Origin of the sequence: Escherichia sp. TW14182, from assembly GCF_000208525.1 — a bacterium.
Taxonomy (GTDB): domain Bacteria; phylum Pseudomonadota; class Gammaproteobacteria; order Enterobacterales; family Enterobacteriaceae; genus Escherichia; species Escherichia ruysiae.
Window position 1 is genome coordinate 1 of the sequence record NZ_AEJZ01000252.1, and the last position, 18,670, is coordinate 18,670.

At 53.7% G+C, this 18,670-nt stretch carries 18 protein-coding genes; 11 read left to right on the top strand and 7 right to left on the bottom strand.

Going from position 1 to position 18,670, the window contains the following annotated elements:
- Positions 1-65: 65 nt before the first annotated feature.
- The gene (gene recA / locus EQY_RS0118620) at positions 66-1,127 is read right to left on the bottom strand and encodes a recombinase RecA (protein WP_000963153.1); all 1,062 of its coding nucleotides are present in this window, start codon (positions 1,125-1,127) and stop codon (positions 66-68) included.
- Positions 1,128-1,206: 79 nt separating this feature from the next.
- On the bottom strand, positions 1,207-1,704 hold the full coding sequence (gene pncC, locus EQY_RS0118625) for a nicotinamide-nucleotide amidase (RefSeq protein WP_010348092.1): 498 nt from the start codon (positions 1,702-1,704) through the stop codon (positions 1,207-1,209).
- Positions 1,705-1,883: 179 nt separating this feature from the next.
- On the opposite strand from pncC, the gene EQY_RS0118630 reads away from it, so the two are divergent.
- Positions 1,884-2,132: a hypothetical protein gene (locus EQY_RS0118630; RefSeq protein ID WP_000201681.1), complete on the top strand. Its 249-nt coding sequence runs from the start codon at positions 1,884-1,886 to the stop codon at positions 2,130-2,132.
- Positions 2,133-2,170: 38 nt separating this feature from the next.
- Here EQY_RS0118630 and mltB read toward each other — a convergent pair whose 3' ends face one another.
- Positions 2,171-3,256, bottom strand: coding sequence for a lytic murein transglycosylase B (mltB, locus tag EQY_RS0118635; protein WP_000240845.1), 1,086 nt, complete (start codon positions 3,254-3,256; stop codon positions 2,171-2,173).
- Positions 3,257-3,511: 255 nt separating this feature from the next.
- Here mltB and srlA point away from each other — a divergent pair, with 255 nt between their 5' ends.
- The 7 genes from srlA to gutQ all read left to right on the top strand — a co-directional run bounded on the left by srlA (position 3,512) and on the right by gutQ (position 8,459).
- The gene (gene srlA / locus EQY_RS0118640; protein ID WP_000573314.1) at positions 3,512-4,075 is read left to right on the top strand and encodes a PTS glucitol/sorbitol transporter subunit IIC; all 564 of its coding nucleotides are present in this window, start codon (positions 3,512-3,514) and stop codon (positions 4,073-4,075) included.
- Positions 4,072-5,031, top strand: coding sequence for a PTS glucitol/sorbitol transporter subunit IIB (gene srlE / locus EQY_RS0118645; RefSeq protein ID WP_000196930.1), 960 nt, complete (start codon positions 4,072-4,074; stop codon positions 5,029-5,031). The genes srlA and srlE overlap by 4 nt, the downstream gene beginning before the upstream one ends.
- A gap of 10 nt (positions 5,032-5,041) precedes the next feature.
- Complete coding sequence (gene srlB, locus EQY_RS0118650) at positions 5,042-5,413, top strand: PTS glucitol/sorbitol transporter subunit IIA (RefSeq protein ID WP_000216196.1); 372 nt, start codon at positions 5,042-5,044, stop codon at positions 5,411-5,413.
- A gap of 3 nt (positions 5,414-5,416) precedes the next feature.
- Positions 5,417-6,196: a sorbitol-6-phosphate dehydrogenase gene (gene srlD / locus EQY_RS0118655; RefSeq protein WP_001077363.1), complete on the top strand. Its 780-nt coding sequence runs from the start codon at positions 5,417-5,419 to the stop codon at positions 6,194-6,196.
- A 105-nt stretch (positions 6,197-6,301) separates the two neighbouring features.
- Positions 6,302-6,661 carry a transcriptional regulator GutM gene (gene gutM, locus EQY_RS0118660; RefSeq protein WP_000252899.1) on the top strand — a complete coding sequence of 120 codons (360 nt, stop codon included), beginning with the start codon at positions 6,302-6,304 and terminating at the stop codon, positions 6,659-6,661.
- 66 nt (positions 6,662-6,727) lie between these two features.
- Positions 6,728-7,501 (top strand): glucitol operon DNA-binding transcriptional repressor SrlR, encoded by a 774-nt coding sequence (srlR, locus tag EQY_RS0118665; RefSeq protein ID WP_000804556.1) that lies wholly within the window; start codon positions 6,728-6,730, stop codon positions 7,499-7,501.
- Positions 7,494-8,459, top strand: a complete 966-nt coding sequence (gene gutQ / locus EQY_RS0118670; protein WP_001287441.1) for an arabinose-5-phosphate isomerase GutQ — start codon at positions 7,494-7,496, stop codon at positions 8,457-8,459. The genes srlR and gutQ overlap by 8 nt, the downstream gene beginning before the upstream one ends.
- Here the strand turns inward: gutQ and norR are convergent.
- Positions 8,456-9,970, bottom strand: coding sequence for a nitric oxide reductase transcriptional regulator NorR (gene norR, locus EQY_RS0118675; RefSeq protein WP_000010735.1), 1,515 nt, complete (start codon positions 9,968-9,970; stop codon positions 8,456-8,458). The two genes, gutQ and norR, sit on opposite strands and share 4 nt — an antisense overlap.
- A 186-nt stretch (positions 9,971-10,156) precedes the next feature.
- Between norR and norV the strand changes: the two genes are divergently transcribed.
- Both norV and norW read left to right on the top strand, forming a co-directional pair.
- Positions 10,157-11,596, top strand: coding sequence for an anaerobic nitric oxide reductase flavorubredoxin (gene norV / locus EQY_RS0118680; RefSeq protein WP_000029633.1), 1,440 nt, complete (start codon positions 10,157-10,159; stop codon positions 11,594-11,596).
- Complete coding sequence (gene norW / locus EQY_RS0118685) at positions 11,593-12,726, top strand: NADH:flavorubredoxin reductase NorW (RefSeq protein ID WP_000064726.1); 1,134 nt, start codon at positions 11,593-11,595, stop codon at positions 12,724-12,726. The genes norV and norW overlap by 4 nt, the downstream gene beginning before the upstream one ends.
- A gap of 128 nt (positions 12,727-12,854) precedes the next feature.
- On the opposite strand, the gene hypF is transcribed toward norW, so the two are convergent.
- The 3 genes from hypF to ascG all read right to left on the bottom strand — a co-directional run bounded on the left by hypF (position 12,855) and on the right by ascG (position 16,946).
- Positions 12,855-15,107, bottom strand: a complete 2,253-nt coding sequence (gene hypF, locus EQY_RS0118690; RefSeq protein WP_024212649.1) for a carbamoyltransferase HypF — start codon at positions 15,105-15,107, stop codon at positions 12,855-12,857.
- A gap of 152 nt (positions 15,108-15,259) precedes the next feature.
- The gene (gene hydN, locus EQY_RS0118695) at positions 15,260-15,787 is read right to left on the bottom strand and encodes an electron transport protein HydN (protein WP_001078777.1); all 528 of its coding nucleotides are present in this window, start codon (positions 15,785-15,787) and stop codon (positions 15,260-15,262) included.
- A 148-nt stretch (positions 15,788-15,935) separates the two neighbouring features.
- On the bottom strand, positions 15,936-16,946 hold the full coding sequence (ascG, locus tag EQY_RS0118700) for a DNA-binding transcriptional regulator AscG (RefSeq protein WP_000210331.1): 1,011 nt from the start codon (positions 16,944-16,946) through the stop codon (positions 15,936-15,938).
- 259 nt (positions 16,947-17,205) lie between these two features.
- Here ascG and ascF point away from each other — a divergent pair, with 259 nt between their 5' ends.
- Complete coding sequence (ascF, locus tag EQY_RS0118705; RefSeq protein WP_001107834.1) at positions 17,206-18,663, top strand: PTS cellobiose/arbutin/salicin transporter subunit IIBC; 1,458 nt, start codon at positions 17,206-17,208, stop codon at positions 18,661-18,663.
- Positions 18,664-18,670: the final 7 nt, after the last annotated feature.

Below are 18,670 nucleotides of genomic sequence, written 5' to 3' on the forward strand. Positions count from 1 at the left end.
CTCTCCCCAAAGGGGCGAGGGGACCGTCCGTGCACACATTATCTATTATCATCAATAACGAACGATTAAAAATCTTCGTTAGTTTCTGCTACGCCTTCGCTGTCATCTACAGAGAAATCCGGCGTTGAGTTCGGGTTGCTCAGCAGCAGCTCACGTACTTTCTTCTCGATCTCTTTCGCGGTTTCCGGGTTGTCTTTCAGCCAGGCAGTCGCATTCGCTTTACCCTGACCGATCTTCTCACCTTTGTAGCTGTACCACGCACCCGCTTTCTCGATCAGCTTCTCTTTCACGCCCAGGTCAACCAGCTCGCCGTAGAAGTTAATACCTTCGCCGTAGAGGATCTGGAATTCAGCCTGTTTAAATGGTGCAGCGATTTTGTTCTTCACCACTTTCACGCGGGTTTCACTACCCACCACGTTTTCGCCCTCTTTCACCGCGCCGATACGACGGATATCGAGACGAACAGAAGCGTAGAATTTCAGCGCATTACCACCGGTTGTGGTTTCCGGGTTACCGAACATCACACCAATTTTCATACGGATCTGGTTAATGAAGATCAGCAGCGTGTTGGACTGTTTCAGGTTACCCGCCAGCTTACGCATCGCCTGGCTCATCATACGTGCCGCAAGACCCATATGAGAGTCGCCGATTTCGCCTTCGATTTCCGCTTTCGGCGTCAGTGCCGCAACGGAGTCAACAACGATAACGTCTACGGCGCCAGAACGTGCCAGCGCGTCACAGATTTCCAGTGCCTGCTCGCCGGTGTCCGGCTGAGAGCACAGCAGATTATCGATATCGACACCCAGTTTACGTGCGTAGACCGGATCCAGCGCGTGTTCAGCATCGATAAACGCACAGGTTTTACCTTCGCGCTGCGCAGCGGCAATAACCTGCAACGTCAGCGTGGTTTTACCGGAAGATTCCGGTCCGTAGATTTCGACGATACGCCCCATCGGCAGACCACCTGCCCCAAGCGCGATATCCAGTGAAAGCGAACCGGTAGAGATGGTTTCCACATCCATAGAACGGTCTTCACCCAGGCGCATGATGGAGCCTTTACCAAATTGTTTCTCAATCTGGCCCAGTGCTGCCGCCAACGCTTTCTGTTTGTTTTCGTCGATAGCCATTTTTACTCCTGTCATGCCGGGTATTACCGGATAGTCAATATATTCTGTTGAAGCAATTATACTGTATGCTCATACAGTATCAAGTATTTTGTAGAAATTGTTGCCACAGCGTCTGCAAGGCATACGCCGTCGCCTGACGACGCACGGCTTCGCGGTCGCCACTGAAGCATTCCCTGCGGGTAATACCTTCGCCGCTGGCTGAGGCAAAAGCAAACCAGACGGTGCCAACAGGTTTCTCTTCGCTGCCGCCGTCTGGCCCAGCGATACCACTAATAGAAACGGCATAATCAGCACGAGCCGCTTTCAGGGCGCCAATTGCCATTTCCACCACGACGGGTTCACTCACCGCGCCATGCTGAGCCAGCGTCTCTTCTCGCACGCCGATCATTTGCGCTTTGGCTTCGTTACTGTAGGTGACAAATCCGCGTTCAAACCAGGCGGAACTACCGGCAATATCGGTAATCACTTTCGCTACCCAGCCGCCGGTACAAGACTCAGCGGTTGTTACGATTGCGCCACGGGCTTTCAGCGCCTGCCCTACCTGCTCGCTTAATTGCATCAGTTCACTGTCAGTCATCACAACCTCTGTCAGTCAAATATTTATGCCGGACAAGATAGCACTTTCCCGTAAAAGATGGGGACGAGCGATTCATTTTACGAGTCGCATTCCGAAATAAGACTGTTACGACCAACCAGTAAAGAAAAAGGCTACCATGCCGCGTTCACATTGATATGTATTCACAGGGAGAGAAAGTAATGGCAACAAAGAAAACGGATAACACCCCACAAAACGTACTCAAACAGACCACGCAAATGCGTATGTGGGTCACCATTGGCGGCGTCAGCGCCCTGGTTGCAGTGGTATGTAAGATTTTATCTTCTGGCTATCTTGAACCTTTCGATTTTGGTCAGGCTGCGTTAGGCGTTGTCTGCCTGGGATATACAGTGTCGCTGTCTAAGAAAATCAAACAATTACGTCAGCAATCTCTTTCAAATAAACAGTAAGATAGCAGAGGGAGGTTTAACCCCCCTCTTGCAAAGAGTTACTGTACGCGCGCCAGCGCCACGGCCTGTCCTAACTGCCAGACCGCCATTGCGTAATGGGTGCTGTGGTTGTAACGGGTGATGGTGTAGAAGTTCGGCAAACCGTACCAGTACTGATACCCCGTCCCGACATCCAGACGCAGCAAGCTGGCCTGCTGATGATTGCCCAGTGGCTGCTGTGGCGTCAGCCCTGCCGCTGCAAGTTGTGAAATGCTGTACTTGGTTTTGAAGCCATTTGGCAAGCCCGGAGCCTGACCATTTGCCATTACAGCGACCTGATCGCCTTTCACCCAGCCATGCGCTTTGAAATAGTTCGCCACGCTGCCAATGGCATCAACCGGATCCCACAGGTTGATATGTCCGTCGCCGCTGAAATCCACGGCGTATTGTTTGTAAGACGACGGCATAAACTGACCGTAGCCCATTGCCCCGGCAAAGGAACCTTTCAGATTGAGCGGATCGTCCTGCTCATCGCGCGCCATCAGCAGGAAAGTTTCCAGCTCGCCAGAGAAATACTCCGCGCGGCGTGGGTAGTTAAATGACAGCGTCGCCAACGCATCGAGGATGCGGGTTTTACCCATCACGCGTCCCCAGCGGGTTTCGACGCCGATAATCCCGACAATAATTTCCGGCGGTACGCCATACACCTGCCACGCGCGATTCAGCGCATCTTCATACTGGTTCCAGAAAACCACGCCGTTCTGCACGTTATCCGGCGTAATAAATTTTTTGCGATAACGCAACCATGCGCCATTCGGGCCTGATGGCGGCTTCACTGATGTGGTTGGTGCCTGGTTATCCATCAGCCGCAGTACCGAATCCAGACGTTTCGCCTGAGAGAGGATTTCCTGCAACTGCTGACGATTGAAGCCGTGTTTGTTCACCATTTTGTCGATGAACTGCTGCGCATTCGGGTTGTTAGCGAAGTCACCGCCCATCTGCATCACATTGTGCTGCGGCTCAAGCAGGAAGCCGCCGGACGGCGTTCCGGTGGTCGTTTCAGTCTCAGTAGGTTTTGGCTTGCTGCTACAGGCGGCAAGCAACACAAAAAGGGGAAGTAATGTTACATAACGACGCTTGACCATGAGGAGTCCATTTAACAGATTCAACCAGGGGCAAGTATGGTAAAGCATCCCGCCCCGCACAAGGAAGCGGTAGTCACTGCCCAATACGGACTTTACATAACACAAATCACCTTCATCGCCATTCTCTTAACTAAACTTTCAAATTAAAATGTTTATCTTTCATTTTGCGATCAAAATAACACTTTTAAATCTTTCAATCTGATTAGATTGTGTTGCCGTTTGGTAATAAAACAATAAATTTCAAAGGAGAGAACAATGATAGAAACCATTACTCATGGCGCAGAGTGGTTCATCGGGCTGTTCCAGAAAGGTGGAGAGGTGTTTACCGGGATGGTGACCGGCATTCTTCCGCTGTTGATAAGCCTGCTGGTAATCATGAACGCGCTGATTAATTTTATCGGGCAGCACCGCATTGAACGATTTGCTCAACGTTGCGCCGGCAATCCTGTTTCTCGTTACCTGCTATTACCGTGCATTGGCACGTTTGTCTTTTGTAACCCGATGACCTTAAGTCTGGGTCGTTTTATGCCGGAAAAGTTCAAACCCAGCTATTACGCGGCGGCCTCTTATAGCTGCCACTCAATGAACGGTCTCTTCCCTCATATCAACCCCGGCGAACTGTTTGTTTATCTGGGAATTGCCAGCGGTCTGACGACGCTGAATCTGCCACTTGGCCCACTGGCAGTGAGCTACCTGCTGGTTGGTCTGGTCACCAACTTCTTCCGTGGCTGGGTGACCGACCTGACCACCGCCATTTTTGAGAAAAAGATGGGCATTCAACTTGAACAGAAAGTTCACCTGGCAGGAGCGACATCATGACGCGTATTCGGATCGAAAAAGGAACGGGTGGCTGGGGCGGCCCGCTAGAGCTGGAAGCCACGCCAGGTAAAAAAATCGTCTATATCACCGCCGGAACCCGGCCTGCAATTGTCGACAAACTGGCACAGCTTACTGGCTGGCAGGCTATCGACGGCTTTAAAGAAGGTGAACCTGCGGAAGCGGAAATCGGCGTTGCGGTAATCGACTGCGGCGGCACACTGCGCTGCGGCATCTATCCAAAACGGCATATTCCCACCATTAATATCCACTCGACGGGCAAGTCCGGTCCGCTGGCGCAGTACATAGTGGAAGATATTTATGTCTCTGGCGTGAAAGAAGAAAACATCACTGTAGTGGGTGATGCAACACCACAACCCTCTTCCGTGGGCCGTGACTATGATGCCAGCAAGAAAATCACCGAACAAAGCGATGGTTTACTGGCGAAGGTGGGAATGGGCATGGGGTCTGCCGTTGCCGTGTTGTTCCAGTCCGGGCGCGACACTATCGATACCGTATTAAAAACCATTCTGCCGTTTATGGCGTTCGTCTCGGCGCTCATCGGCATCATTATGGCTTCCGGCCTTGGTGACTGGATTGCTCACGGTCTTGCTCCGCTGGCGAGCCATCCACTGGGGCTGGTTATGCTGGCGCTCATCTGCTCCTTCCCACTGCTTTCACCTTTCCTCGGGCCTGGCGCCGTTATCGCACAGGTTATCGGCGTATTGATTGGTGTGCAGATTGGTCTCGGCAATATTCCGCCGCATCTGGCTTTACCGGCGCTGTTTGCCATCAACGCGCAGGCGGCCTGCGACTTTATCCCGGTCGGTTTATCGCTGGCGGAAGCCCGTCAGGACACGGTTCGCGTCGGGGTCCCTTCTGTACTGGTGAGCCGCTTTTTTACCGGCGCACCGACTGTACTGATCGCCTGGTTTGTCTCCGGTTTTATCTATCAATAGAGGATGAAACATGACCGTTATTTATCAGACCACCATCACCCGTATCGGCGCGAGCGCCACTGACGCCTTCAGCGACCAGATGCTCATCACCTTTCGTGAAGGCGCACCTGCGGATCTCGAAGAGTATTGCTTCATCCATTGCCACGGCGAATTGAAAGGTGAACTCCATCCCGGTTTGCAATTTTCTCTCGGCCAGCATCGTTATCCGGTGACCGCCGTTGGCAGCGTGGCGGAAGACAATCTTCGCGAACTGGGTCATGTCACCCTGCGCTTCGATGGTTTAAGCGAAGCGGAATTTCCGGGCACTGTCCATGTGGCAGGCCCTGTACCCGACGATATCGTACCGGGATCGGTTTTGAAGTTTGAATCTGTTAAGGAGTAAAAAATGAATCAGGTTGCCGTTGTCATCGGTGGTGGGCAAACCCTGGGCGCGTTCCTGTGCCACGGTCTGGCTGGCGAGGGGTATCGCGTCGCGGTTGTCGATATTCAGAGCGACAAAGCCGCAAATGTGGCGCAAGAAATTAACGCCGAATATGGTGAAGGAACGGCGTATGGTTTTGGTGCTGACGCTACCAGCGAGCAGAGCGTTCTGGCGCTCTCTCGTGGGGTAAATGAAATCTTTGGTCGCGTCGATTTGCTGGTCTACAGCGCCGGAATTGCAAAAGCAGCGTTTATCAGCGATTTTCAGCTTGGCGATTTTGACCGCTCGCTACAGGTAAATCTGGTGGGTTATTTCCTGTGCGCGCGTGAATTTTCGCGTTTGATGATCCGCGACGGGATTCAGGGACGCATTATTCAGATCAACTCGAAATCCGGCAAAGTGGGCAGCAAACACAACTCTGGCTATAGCGCAGCGAAATTTGGTGGCGTCGGGCTGACTCAATCACTGGCGCTGGATCTGGCGGAGTACGGCATTACGGTGCATTCACTGATGCTCGGTAACCTGCTGAAATCGCCGATGTTCCAGTCACTGTTGCCACAATACGCGACCAAGCTGGGTATCAAACCGGACCAAGTCGAGCAGTATTACATCGATAAAGTACCGCTCAAACGCGGCTGCGATTATCAGGATGTGCTGAATATGCTGCTGTTCTACGCCAGTCCAAAGGCGTCGTACTGCACCGGACAGTCGATCAATGTCACCGGTGGTCAGGTGATGTTCTGATCAACAGCGGAGATCCCTTAAGGATCTCCGCGAGACTAATAGAATGCCTGATGCGCTACGCTTCTCAGGCCTACAGGACTTCCGCCACTACATTAAGGAGAAGTTATGGTATCCGCACTCATCACCGTCGCCGTTATCGCCTGGTGCGCGCAACTGGCCTTAGGCGGTTGGCAAATTTCTCGTTTTAATCGAGCCTTCGACGCGCTCTGCCAGCAAGGGCGCGTCGGTGTAGGCCGTTCCAGTGGGCGCTTTAAGCCACGGGTCGTGGTCGCCATCGCCCTGGACGATCAGCAGCGCGTCACCGACACCTTGTTTATGAAAGGACTGACCGTTTTCGCCCGACCACAAAAAATTCCCGCAATTAAGGGTATGTATTCTGGTGATTTGAGGCCCGATGTGATCTTTCCCCGTGATCCACTATCACAGAATGCTCTATCATTGGCGCTTAAACTGAAACGTGGATAATTTCGTTGTGAATGTTACTTGCTTGCGAAGTTATCATTTTGAAACCTAAATCAGGTAATCACGCCCATGAAACCTCGTCAGCGTCAGGCCGCCATTCTGGAGTACCTGCAAAAGCAGGGGAAATGCTCGGTTGAAGAATTGGCGCAATACTTTGACACCACAGGCACCACCATTCGCAAAGATCTGGTTATTCTGGAACATGCCGGAACCGTCATCCGTACCTATGGCGGCGTGGTGTTAAATAAAGAGGAATCCGATCCGCCTATCGATCATAAAACGCTCATCAACACCCACAAGAAAGAGCTGATTGCGGAAGCCGCCGTCAGTTTTATTCATGATGGCGATTCGATCATTCTTGATGCTGGCAGTACCGTGTTGCAGATGGTCCCCATGCTCTCGCGCTTTAATAACATCACGGTGATGACCAACAGCCTGCATATCGTCAACGCGCTATCCGAACTGGATAATGAACAAACTATCCTGATGCCAGGCGGAACGTTTCGTAAAAAATCGGCCTCATTTCACGGGCAGCTGGCAGAGAATGCCTTCGAACATTTCACCTTCGACAAATTGTTTATGGGCACCGACGGCATCGATCTCAATGCGGGCGTAACCACGTTCAACGAGGTCTATACCGTCAGTAAGGCAATGTGCAATGCCGCGCGCGAAGTGATTTTGATGGCGGACTCATCAAAGTTTGGCCGTAAAAGCCCCAACGTAGTTTGCAGTCTTGAAAGCGTCGATAAGCTAATTACCGACGCAGGTATCGATCCGGCGTTTCGTCAGGCGCTGGAAAAGAAAGGGATCGATGTGATCATAACCGGAGAGAGCAATGAGTGAAGCACTACTGAACGCAGGGCGTCAGACGTTAACCATGGAGTTGCAGGAAGCAAGCCGTTTACCGGAACGTCTGGGCGATGATTTTGTTCGCGCCGCCAATATCATCCTGCACTGCGAAGGCAAAGTGGTGGTTTCGGGAATTGGCAAATCGGGCCACATTGGCAAAAAGATCGCCGCAACGCTTGCCAGTACCGGCACACCGGCTTTTTTTGTCCATCCCGCAGAAGCACTGCACGGCGATCTGGGAATGATTGAAAGCCGCGATGTGATGCTGTTTATCTCTTACTCCGGTGGCGCGAAGGAACTGGATCTGATCATTCCGCGTCTGGAAGATAAATCCATCGCGCTGCTGGCGATGACCGGCAAACCGACATCACCGCTGGGTCTGGCGGCGAAAGCAGTGCTGGATATTTCCGTCGAACGCGAAGCCTGCCCGATGCACCTTGCGCCGACCTCCAGCACTGTGAATACCCTGATGATGGGTGACGCACTAGCGATGGCAGTCATGCAGGCGCGCGGTTTTAATGAAGAAGATTTTGCCCGCTCCCACCCTGCCGGCGCGCTGGGCGCTCGCTTGCTGAATAAAGTACATCATCTGATGCGCCGTGATGACGCCATCCCGCAGGTGGCGTTAACCGCTAGCGTGATGGACGCGATGCTGGAACTCAGCCGCACCGGTTTAGGTCTGGTGGCAGTGTGCGATGATCAACGACTGGTGAAAGGCGTCTTTACTGACGGCGATTTACGTCGCTGGCTGGTTGGCGGCGGCGCACTCACCACGCCAGTTAATGAAGCGATGACGGCAGGCGGCACCACATTACAGGCGCAAAGTCGCGCCATCGACGCTAAAGAGATCCTGATGAAGCGCAAAATCACTGCCGCACCGGTGGTGGATGAAAACGGCAAACTCACCGGCGCAATTAACCTGCAGGATTTCTATCAGGCCGGGATTATTTAATCCTTCAATCCCAGACGTTTCGCCAGCCGATGCAGGTTGGCGACGTCGGTTTCCAGCATCCGCGCGCAGGCGGCCCAGTTGTGATGATTTTGTGCCAGTGCCTGGCGAATGGTTTCACGCTGGAACGCTTCTGTCGCTTCACGCAGGTTTTGCTTAACAACGGGCACCGCCGCCGCTTCTGGCGGCGGCACCGTCACTTCTGGAAAAGCAAAATGTTGCGCCTCGAGAATCACTTCATCGCCGCTGCGGGTCGCTCTCGACAGTACTACCGCCCGATGAATAGCATGTTCCAGTTCACGCACGTTTCCCGGAAAACTGTAGTGTTGCAGTAAATTTCGCGCACTGGCGCTTAATACCACGCGGGAAAGCCCCAGCCGCAGGCGGCACTGCTCGCAGAAATACCCCGCCAGCAGAATGACGTCATCGCCCCGCTCACGCAGCGGCGGCACCGAAAGTGGAAACACGCTCAGGCGATGAAACAAGTCGGCGCGGAATCGCCCTGCCAGCACCTCTTCACGCAAGTCGCGGTTAGTCGCCGCCAGCACGCGCACATCGACCCGCAAACTGCGGTCATCGCCAACGCGCTGAATATCGCCATACTGCAACACCCGCAGCAGCTTGGCCTGCAATGCCAACGACAACTCGCCGATCTCATCGAGAAACAGCGTGCCGTTATCCGCCATTTCAAACTTCCCGCTGCGGTTACTGATAGCGCCAGTAAACGCTCCTTTCACATGCCCGAACAGTTCACTTTCCGCCACACTTTCCGGCAGTGCGGCACAGTTGAGATAGACCAGCGGATTCACCGCCCGTGGCGAGGCTTCATGAATCGCTTTCGCCACCAGCTCCTTACCGGTTCCCGTCTCACCGCTGATTAAGACGTTGAGATCGGACGCCGCCACAATCTCAATCTCTTTTTTTAATTGCGTCATACCTGGCGACAGACCGATCATCTGCGTCTGTTTCACCGCTTCAAACGGCGCGGCATCGCCCGGCAGCATATTCTGGCTTTCCAGTTGCTCAATCAGCAACGCATTGCTTAACGCTCCCGCCGCCAGCGCGGCAATCAGGCGTAACTCTTCGTCGCTGAAAACATCGAACTGATCGGGCTGCATCCCGTCGAGCGTCAGTGCGCCGATCAGGTTTTGCCCGGCAAACAACGGCAGACCAACGCAGGCGTGAACCTTCAGACTCTCCTGCCCGGGAATCAAACCGTCATAGGGATCGGGCAATTCGCTGTCTGCGGGAAAGCGCACCACATCACCCGCGCGGGCAATCGCTTCCAGCCGTGGATGACCTTCCAGCGCAAAGCGTCTACCGAGTACATCCTTCGCCAGCCCGTCGATGGCAAGCGGAATAAACTGCCGCGAGTCGTAACGTAGCAACGCAGACGCATCGCACTCCAGCACCTGACGCAGCGTGGTGATCAGGCGCTGAAAACGATCCTGATGACCAATCCCACGCTGCAATTCGATGGCGATATTCGCCAGCACATCAACGGAAAAACTCATCTTTGCCTCACTGTCAATTTGACTATTGATATTGTCATATTGACCATTTTATTGATAGTCATTTTGACTACTCACTAATGAGCATAAATTAATTTATACATTAAAAACAATCAGATAAAAAACTGGCACGCAATCTGCAATTAACAAGACATCTTTTTAGAACACGCTGAATAAATTGAGGTTGCTATGTCTATTGTGGTGAAAAATAACATTCATTGGGTGGGTCAACGTGACTGGGAAGTACGTGATTTTCACGGCACGGAATATAAAACGCTGCGCGGCAGCAGCTACAACAGCTACCTCATCCGCGAAGAAAAAAACGTTCTGATCGACACCGTCGACCATAAATTCAGCCGCGAATTTGTGCAGAACCTGCGTAATGAAATCGATCTGGCGGATATCGATTACATCGTGATTAACCATGCAGAAGAGGACCACGCCGGGGCGCTGACTGAACTGATGGCGCAAATTCCCGATACGCCGATCTACTGTACAGCCAACGCTATCGACTCGATAAATGGTCATCACCATCATCCGGAGTGGAATTTTAATGTGGTGAAAACTGGCGACACGCTGGATATCGGCAACGGCAAACAGCTCATTTTTGTCGAAACGCCAATGCTGCACTGGCCGGACAGCATGATGACTTACCTGACAGGCGACGCGGTGCTGTTCAGTAACGATGCTTTCGGTCAGCACTACTGCGACGAGCATCTGTTCAACGATGAAGTGGATCAGACCGAGCTTTTCGAGCAGTGCCAGCGTTACTACGCCAATATCCTGACGCCGTTCAGCCGCCTGGTAACGCCGAAAATTACCGAGATCCTGGGCTTTAACTTGCCAGTCGATATGATAGCGACCTCTCACGGCGTGGTATGGCGCGATAACCCGACGCAAATTGTCGAGCTGTACCTGAAATGGGCGGCGGATTATCAGGAAGACAGAATCACCATTTTCTACGACACCATGTCGAATAATACCCGCATGATGGCTGACGCTATCGCCCAGGGGATCGCGGAAACCGACCCACGCGTGGCGGTGAAAATTTTCAACGTCGCCCGAAGCGATAAAAACGAAATCCTGACCAATGTCTTCCGCTCAAAAGGCGTGCTGGTCGGCACTTCGACGATGAATAACGTGATGATGCCGAAAATCGCCGGGCTGGTGGAGGAGATGACCGGATTGCGCTTTCGTAATAAACGCGCCAGTGCTTTCGGCTCTCACGGCTGGAGCGGCGGTGCGGTGGATCGTCTTTCCACTCGCCTGCAGGATGCAGGTTTCGAAATGTCGCTTAGCCTGAAAGCCAAATGGCGACCGGATCAGGACGCTCTGGAGTTATGCCGTGAACACGGTCGTGAAATTGCCCGTCAATGGGCGCTTTCGCCGCTGCCGCAGAGCACGGTGAATACGGTGGTTAAAGAAGAAACCTGTGCCACCACGACGGCTGACCTCGGCCCACGGATGCAATGCAGCGTCTGCCAGTGGATTTACGATCCGGCAAAAGGCGAGCCAATGCAGGACGTTGCGCCAGGAACGCCGTGGAGTGAAGTCCCGGATAACTTCCTGTGCCCGGAATGCTCCCTCGGCAAAGACGTCTTTGACGAACTGGCATCGGAGGCAAAATGAGCAACGGCATTGTGATCATTGGTTCGGGCTTCGCCGCCCGCCAACTGGTGAAAAATATTCGCAAACAGGACGCCAGTACTCCGTTAACCCTGATTGCCGCCGACAGCATGGATGAGTACAACAAACCTGACCTCAGCCATGTTATCAGTCAGGGGCAACGTGCCGACGACCTTACCCGCCAGACGGCAGGTGAATTTGCCGAGCAGTTTAATCTGCGCCTGTTTCCGCACACCTGGGTGACGGATATCGATGCCGAAGCCCATGTGGTGAAAAGTCAGAATAATCAGTGGCAATACGACAAGTTAGTGCTGGCAACCGGTGCCAGCGCCTTTGTCCCGCCGGTGCCCGGGCGTGAGTTCATGCTGACGTTAAATAGTCAGCAAGAGTATCGCGCCTGTGAAACGCAACTGCGGGAAGCGCGGCGCGTATTGATTGTTGGCGGTGGTTTGATTGGTAGCGAACTGGCGATGGATTTTTGTCGGGCAGGCAAAGCGGTCACGCTAATCGACAACGCTGCCAGTATTCTGGCATCGTTAATGCCACCGGAAGTAAGCAGCCGCTTGCAGCATCGGTTGACGGAGATGGGCGTTCATCTGCTGTTGAAATCTCAGTTGCAGGGGCTGGAAAAAACGGATTCTGGCATTCGGGCAACGCTGGATCGCCAACGCAGCATCGAAGTGGACGCGGTAATTGCCGCAACCGGACTGCGCCCGGAAACCGCCCTGGCACGACGCGCCGGGCTGACGATTAATCGCGGCGTTTGCGTCGATAGTTATCTGCAAACCAGTAATGCCGATATTTACGCGCTGGGCGATTGCGCGGAGATTAACGGTCAGGTATTGCCGTTCCTGCAGCCGATTCAACTTAGCGCGATGGTGCTGGCAAAAAATCTTCTCGGCAATAACACGCCGCTGAAACTACCGGCGATGCTGGTGAAAATCAAAACGCCGGAATTACCGCTGCATCTGGCAGGCGAAACCCAGCGTCAGGATTTACGCTGGCAGATTAATACCGAACGCCAGGGAATGGTGGCGCGCGGCGTTGACGATGCTGACCAGCTTCGCGCCTTTGTGGTCAGTGAGGATCGGATGAAAGAGGCGTTCGGATTGTTGAAAACGTTGCCGGTGTAGGTGGGCTACTGTGCCCAAAATGTCGGATGCGACGCTGATGCGTCTTATCCGACCTACAGGGTGCGCATGTGTAGGCCGGATAAGGCGTTTACGCCGCATCCGGCAATGGTGTCCAAATGCAACACGCTTTATCCGTTCTGGACTTCACCCGCTAACCAACGCGCCGCAGCAATAACCCCCTGCCCCAGAGACAACCCGCCATCACCCGCCGGTAAACTCTGTGGAAAGAGCAATGTGAAATCAGCGAGATAATGCGCCAGCCGTGCGCGCAGCAAACGGTTATGAATAACGCCACCACTAAATACCAGCGTAGTGATACCCCGCATCGTAGCCTGCTCACGCATCAACGATGCAAAACCCTGCGCCAGCGCATCATGAAATGCCCACGCGCGTTGATTAACCGGAGCCTGCCAGTTCAGCCACTGCTGCCAGAAGGTGGCGAGATCCAGTTGATTATCTACCAACGGCATCGTTACCTGATGCTTCACGCCGTGGCACGAAGCCGCCAGCGCCTCCAGCGCACAAGCCGCTTCGCCTTCATAACTTAATGTGGCTGGCGCACAGCCCAGCGCCGCCGCTACGGCATCGAACAAACGCCCGCACGATGACGCCAGCGGCGCGTTAATTCCACGCTCAATGGCCCGCGCCAGCACGCTCCAGTTTTGCTGTTGCACACTTGCCGTTTCAGGGTAATTCTGCCACTGCGGCACAAAGCGCAGGCACTGCGCCAGCAGGTTACGCCACGGCTGCTTTGCGGCAAGATCGCCCGCCGGAAGCGCCACCGCAGGCAAGCCGCCCAGGTGCTGGCATTCGCGATAGTTCACCCGCAGGCACTCGCCGCCCCACAAAGCGCCGTTCTCCCCCATACCAATACCGTCGAGCGTCAACGCAATGACATCACCACCGTCCAGCGGCCAGTGATGTTCTGCCAGACACGCCGCTGCGTGGGCATGATGATGAAGCACCGTTTGCGTCGGCAGATTCATTTCGCTCGCCCACTGGCTGGAGACATAGCCCGGATGCACGTCATGCACAACGTATTGCGGGGTAAAATCGTAGATGTTTTGCATCAGGCGTAACGCTTCGCGCCACTGCATCTGAATGCCATCGTCACTTAAATCGCCCAGATGCTGACTCAACACCGCTTGTTCACCACGCACCAGGCAGAAGGTATTTTTCAGATCCGCACCAAGACACAACACAGGCGGAACATTTTTAAAGCCCGGAGGCAAAGCCAGCGCGTCCGGTACATACCCCCGCGAACGGCGCAGCATTTCGCCGCTTTCGCGCACCACTGAATCATCCATCCGCTGCACGATGTCGCGGTTGTGTATCAGGAATCCGTCGGCAATGCCCTGCAAATCCGCCAGCGCCTGTTCGTTGCTGATAGCCGGTGGTTTACCGCTCAGGTTGCCGGAGGTCATCACCAGCGGGCATTGCAGTTCCTGTAACAGCAAATGCTGAAGCGGATTCGCAGGCAACATCATCCCGACTTCGTTAAGGCCAGGGGCGATATCATCACAAAGCTCAGGAACATATTTTTTATCCACCAGCACAATCGGCGCGGCGGGCGTGGTGAGCAACTGGCGCGCAGCGTCTGGTAAGACTTCTGCTGTTGGCAACATAACCGCCAGCGGTTTCGCCGGGCGATGTTTGCGCGCCCGAAGTGTCGCCACTGCGTTACTATTGCGTGCATCGCAGGCGAGATGAAATCCGCCAATCCCTTTGATGGCAACAATGTTTCCCATTTTTAACTGTGCAATAGCTGCCTGTAATGCCGCCTCTTGTTCCGCATGTTCACCATGACTTACCCATTCAAGATGCGGGCCACACTCCGGGCAGGCCACCGGCTGGGCGTGGAAGCGGCGATCGAGCGGATCGCGGTACTCTTTGTCACAGGCCGGACACAGCGGAAACGCCGCCATCACGGTAAACGGGCGGTCGTAAGGCATCGCGCGAATAATGGTGAAACGCGGGCCACAATGAGTACAGTTGATAAACGGATAACGATAACGCCGCTCGCCTGGGGTATTCATTTCGGCAAGACAGGCAGGGCAAGTAGCGGCATCGGGAACAATTTGCGTATTCATGGTGCCGCCTGTGCTCTGGCGGATGGTGAACTCGGTGGGCGGCTGTGGCCAGATAAACGGCTCACGCTCGACGCTATCAATACGCGCCAGCGGTGGGCAGTGCTGATGCAATTGAACAAGAAACGTTTCCGGGTCTTCCAGCAACCGGACTTCCACGCCATCGCCGTCATTACAGACATCGCCGTGAAGATTTAATTGCTGTGCCAGCTGCCAGACAAACGGACGAAAACCGACGCCCTGCACTTTGCCACGAATACGCAGTTGGACACCGCAAGATGTGTTTTTTGCCATTGAGTTATTCCCGCCATCATGAATTGCGTAACCCGCCCAGCCGGACACGAGCGCGTCGCATCCGGCAGTCACAGGTCAGCGAAACCGCCCGCTCCGTATTCTACGAATATTTCCGGGAATTCCTTTGATGCCAGAACAGTTCTGTAAGATTTTTAGAACATCAGCGCCGTGCGGCGACGTTTTTCTGCGCTCAGTTGTTCAAGTTTATTACGATCGACACAAATCAGCGCATGGGTCGGGCAAGCCGCCATACACGCAGGGCCGTCTTCACGATGGTTACACAGGTCGCATTTATTGGCTTCGGCTTTGTCAGCCCGTACATTCAGCCCTGCGCCGCTGTTGCGAATCACCGGACGCACCACCACTTCCATCGCACCATACGGGCAAGCCACAACGCAGGTTTTGCAACCAATACAACGTTCCTGCATGACATGAACAAACCCTTTATCACGGCTGATAGCACCATTCGGGCAGACGTTAGCGCACGGTGCATCTTCACACTGACGGCAGACTGTCGCCGTGGAAATGTTCACACCTTTAATGACATGGATACGCGGTAAAAATGTTTCCGGGGTCAGCGATGCACAGTCCTGATTCTCCTGATGAGAAACCACGCACGCCACTTCACAGGTACGGCAACCAATACATTTACTCGCGTCAGCAATGATGAAACGGTTCATCAAATTCTCCAGCAATGACAGTTAATGCGCCGATACATTCACAAATCATGCCAGTTTTTAATTTACTGTTATTTAAAGAAATTAAATTCTGTAATGCAGGAAAAACGATGTCATCGACACTAGTGACGATGACATGTGATGACAATGTTTATCGCGAAAGAGCAATGAGGGAGTCGCGGCGGATCAGTTTTCCGCTGAAGGTTTTCGGCGGTGAGAAATCCCCGCCATCGAGCATAAAAATCAGCCGTCCAATAATTTCCTGAATCATCTCAGTTACCGGAATTTTTACGCTGGAGAGCGCCGGAACGGTGTAGGGGGCAATAGCGATATCATCGAATCCGATAACTGACACCTGCTCTGGCACCGCTACGCCGCGCTCGTGTAACGCTTTCATCGCACCTATCGCCATATCGTCGTTACTGGCAACTAACGCGCTAAATTTAGCCCCACGTGCGAGCAACGTTTCTACCCCTTCGGCCCCGCTGGCGGGCGTCCATTTACCGTTAGCGATAAGTTTTTCATTGAGAGCAATACCATGCTGCGACAGCGCGTCTTTATACCCGGCAAGACGTTCAACGCTGGTGGGGGAATCCATCGAGCCGGTAAGAAAAGCAATCTCCTGATGCCCGGCGTTTATCAACTCTACCACGGCGTTAAAGCTGGTCTGTTTATGATCGCACCAGACGCTATGGCTGCTGTTTTTGCGCAAGCGTCGATTGAGCACCATTATCGGCTGACTGTGCGCGTCAATAATGTCATCGATCTCATCCACGCTTAAAAAACGCGGGTAAATCATAATGGCGTCGCAGCGCAGATCCAGCAGATACTGAATCGCCTGGCGCTCTTCTTCGGCGCTATGTTTACCATCAGCCAGCAACAGTTGGCGCCCTTTCTCTTCCGCCATCCGCGCGGCATGAAACAGTAATTCACTAAAATAAATGCCGTGGTAAAGCGTGTTGGTCACTACCAGCCCCAGCGTCTGAGTACTCTTCGCCGACAGATTGCGCGCCAGCAAATTTGGGCGGTAACCGCTCTCTTCTACCGCCTGAAACACGCGATCTTTCGTCTCCTGGCTGACGTAGCCATTACCTGAAAGCACGCGGGAAACGGTCGCTTTTGAAACCCCGGCGCGCTTCGCCACTTCCAGCATTGTCGTCATTGTTTTCATCCCTTTACACGCAGTCATCGCAGTTTACTGCACCGTTTGCTGATTGTCCTTGCGCAATCAGCGGGAAAAATATTCAGGTGACCGGTTTCACAAATATAAAAAATGAACAATTAACTCTCTTGCTTATTTAGTGACAACTATTCATGATTTTGTGAAACCGGTTTCTTACTTCCGTTTCAGCATCGGCATTTTCCCGTCACGTCGACTGATAACAACTACCTCTACCCTACTGATAACAGGATAAAATCCGATGGCCAAAAATTATGCGGCGCTGGCGCGCTCGGTGATAGCGGCACTGGGCGGCGTTGATAACATCTCGGCGGTCACGCACTGTATGACGCGTTTGCGCTTTGTTATTAAAGATGATGCGCTTATCGACAGCCCGACGTTGAAAACCATCTCCGGCGTACTCGGCGTGGTACGTAGTGACAACCAGTGTCAGGTGATTATCGGCAATACCGTTTCACAAGCCTTTCAGGAAATCGTCAGCCTGCTGCCGGGAGATATGCAACCCGCCCTGCCCGTGGGTAAACCCAAGCTCACGCTACGTCGCATTGGTGCAGGGATCCTTGATGCGCTGATCGGCACTATGTCACCGCTGATCCCGGCGATTATCGGCGGATCGATGGTCAAACTGCTGGCGATGATCCTCGAGATGAGCGGTGTGCTGACAAAAGGATCGCCGACCTTAACCATTCTGAATGTGATTGGTGACGGTGCTTTCTTCTTCCTGCCGCTGATGGTCGCGGCTTCTGCCGCCATCAAATTTAAAACCAATATGTCGCTGGCGATTGCCATCGCGGGTGTACTGGTACATCCGAGTTTCATTGAGCTGATGGCGAAAGCGGCTCAGGGTGAACATGTTGAATTTGCCCTGATTCCGGTCACGGCGGTGAAATACACCTACACGGTGATCCCGGCGCTGGTGATGACCTGGTGCCTGTCATATATCGAACGCTGGGTGGACAGCATTACACCGGCAGTGACAAAAAACTTCCTCAAGCCGATGCTGATTGTGTTGATTGCCGCACCGCTGGCAATCCTGCTGATTGGCCCGATTGGTATCTGGATCGGTAGCGCCATTTCGGCGCTGGTTTACACCATTCATGGTTATCTGGGCTGGCTTTCAGTCGCCATTATGGGCGCGCTGTGGCCGCTGCTGGTAATGACCGGGATGCACCGCGTCTTTACGCCAACCATCATTCAGACCATTGCCGAAACCGGAAAAGAAGGGATGGTCATGCCGTCAGAGATCGGCGCTAACCTGTCGCTGGGCGGTTCATCGCTGGCGGTGGCGTGGAAAACGAAAAACCCGGAACTGCGCCAGACGGCACTGGCTGCGGCGGCATCAGCCATCATGGCGGGGATTTCCGAACCGGCGTTATACGGCGTGGCGATCCGCCTGAAACGTCCGCTTATCGCCAGTCTTATCAGCGGTTTTATTTGCGGCGCGGTTGCCGGTATGGCGGGGCTTGCCAGCCACTCAATGGCAGCGCCGGGGCTATTTACCAGCGTGCAGTTCTTCGATCCGGCGAATCCAATGAGCATCGTCTGGGTGTTCGCGGTCATGGCGCTGGCGGTGGTGCTGTCGTTTATCCTCACACTGCTGCTCGGCTTTGAGGATATTCCTGTTGAGGAAGCGGCTGCCGAGGCGCGAAAGCATCAGAGCGTACAACCGACCGTCGCCAAAGAAGTAAGTCTTAATTGAGGATGAA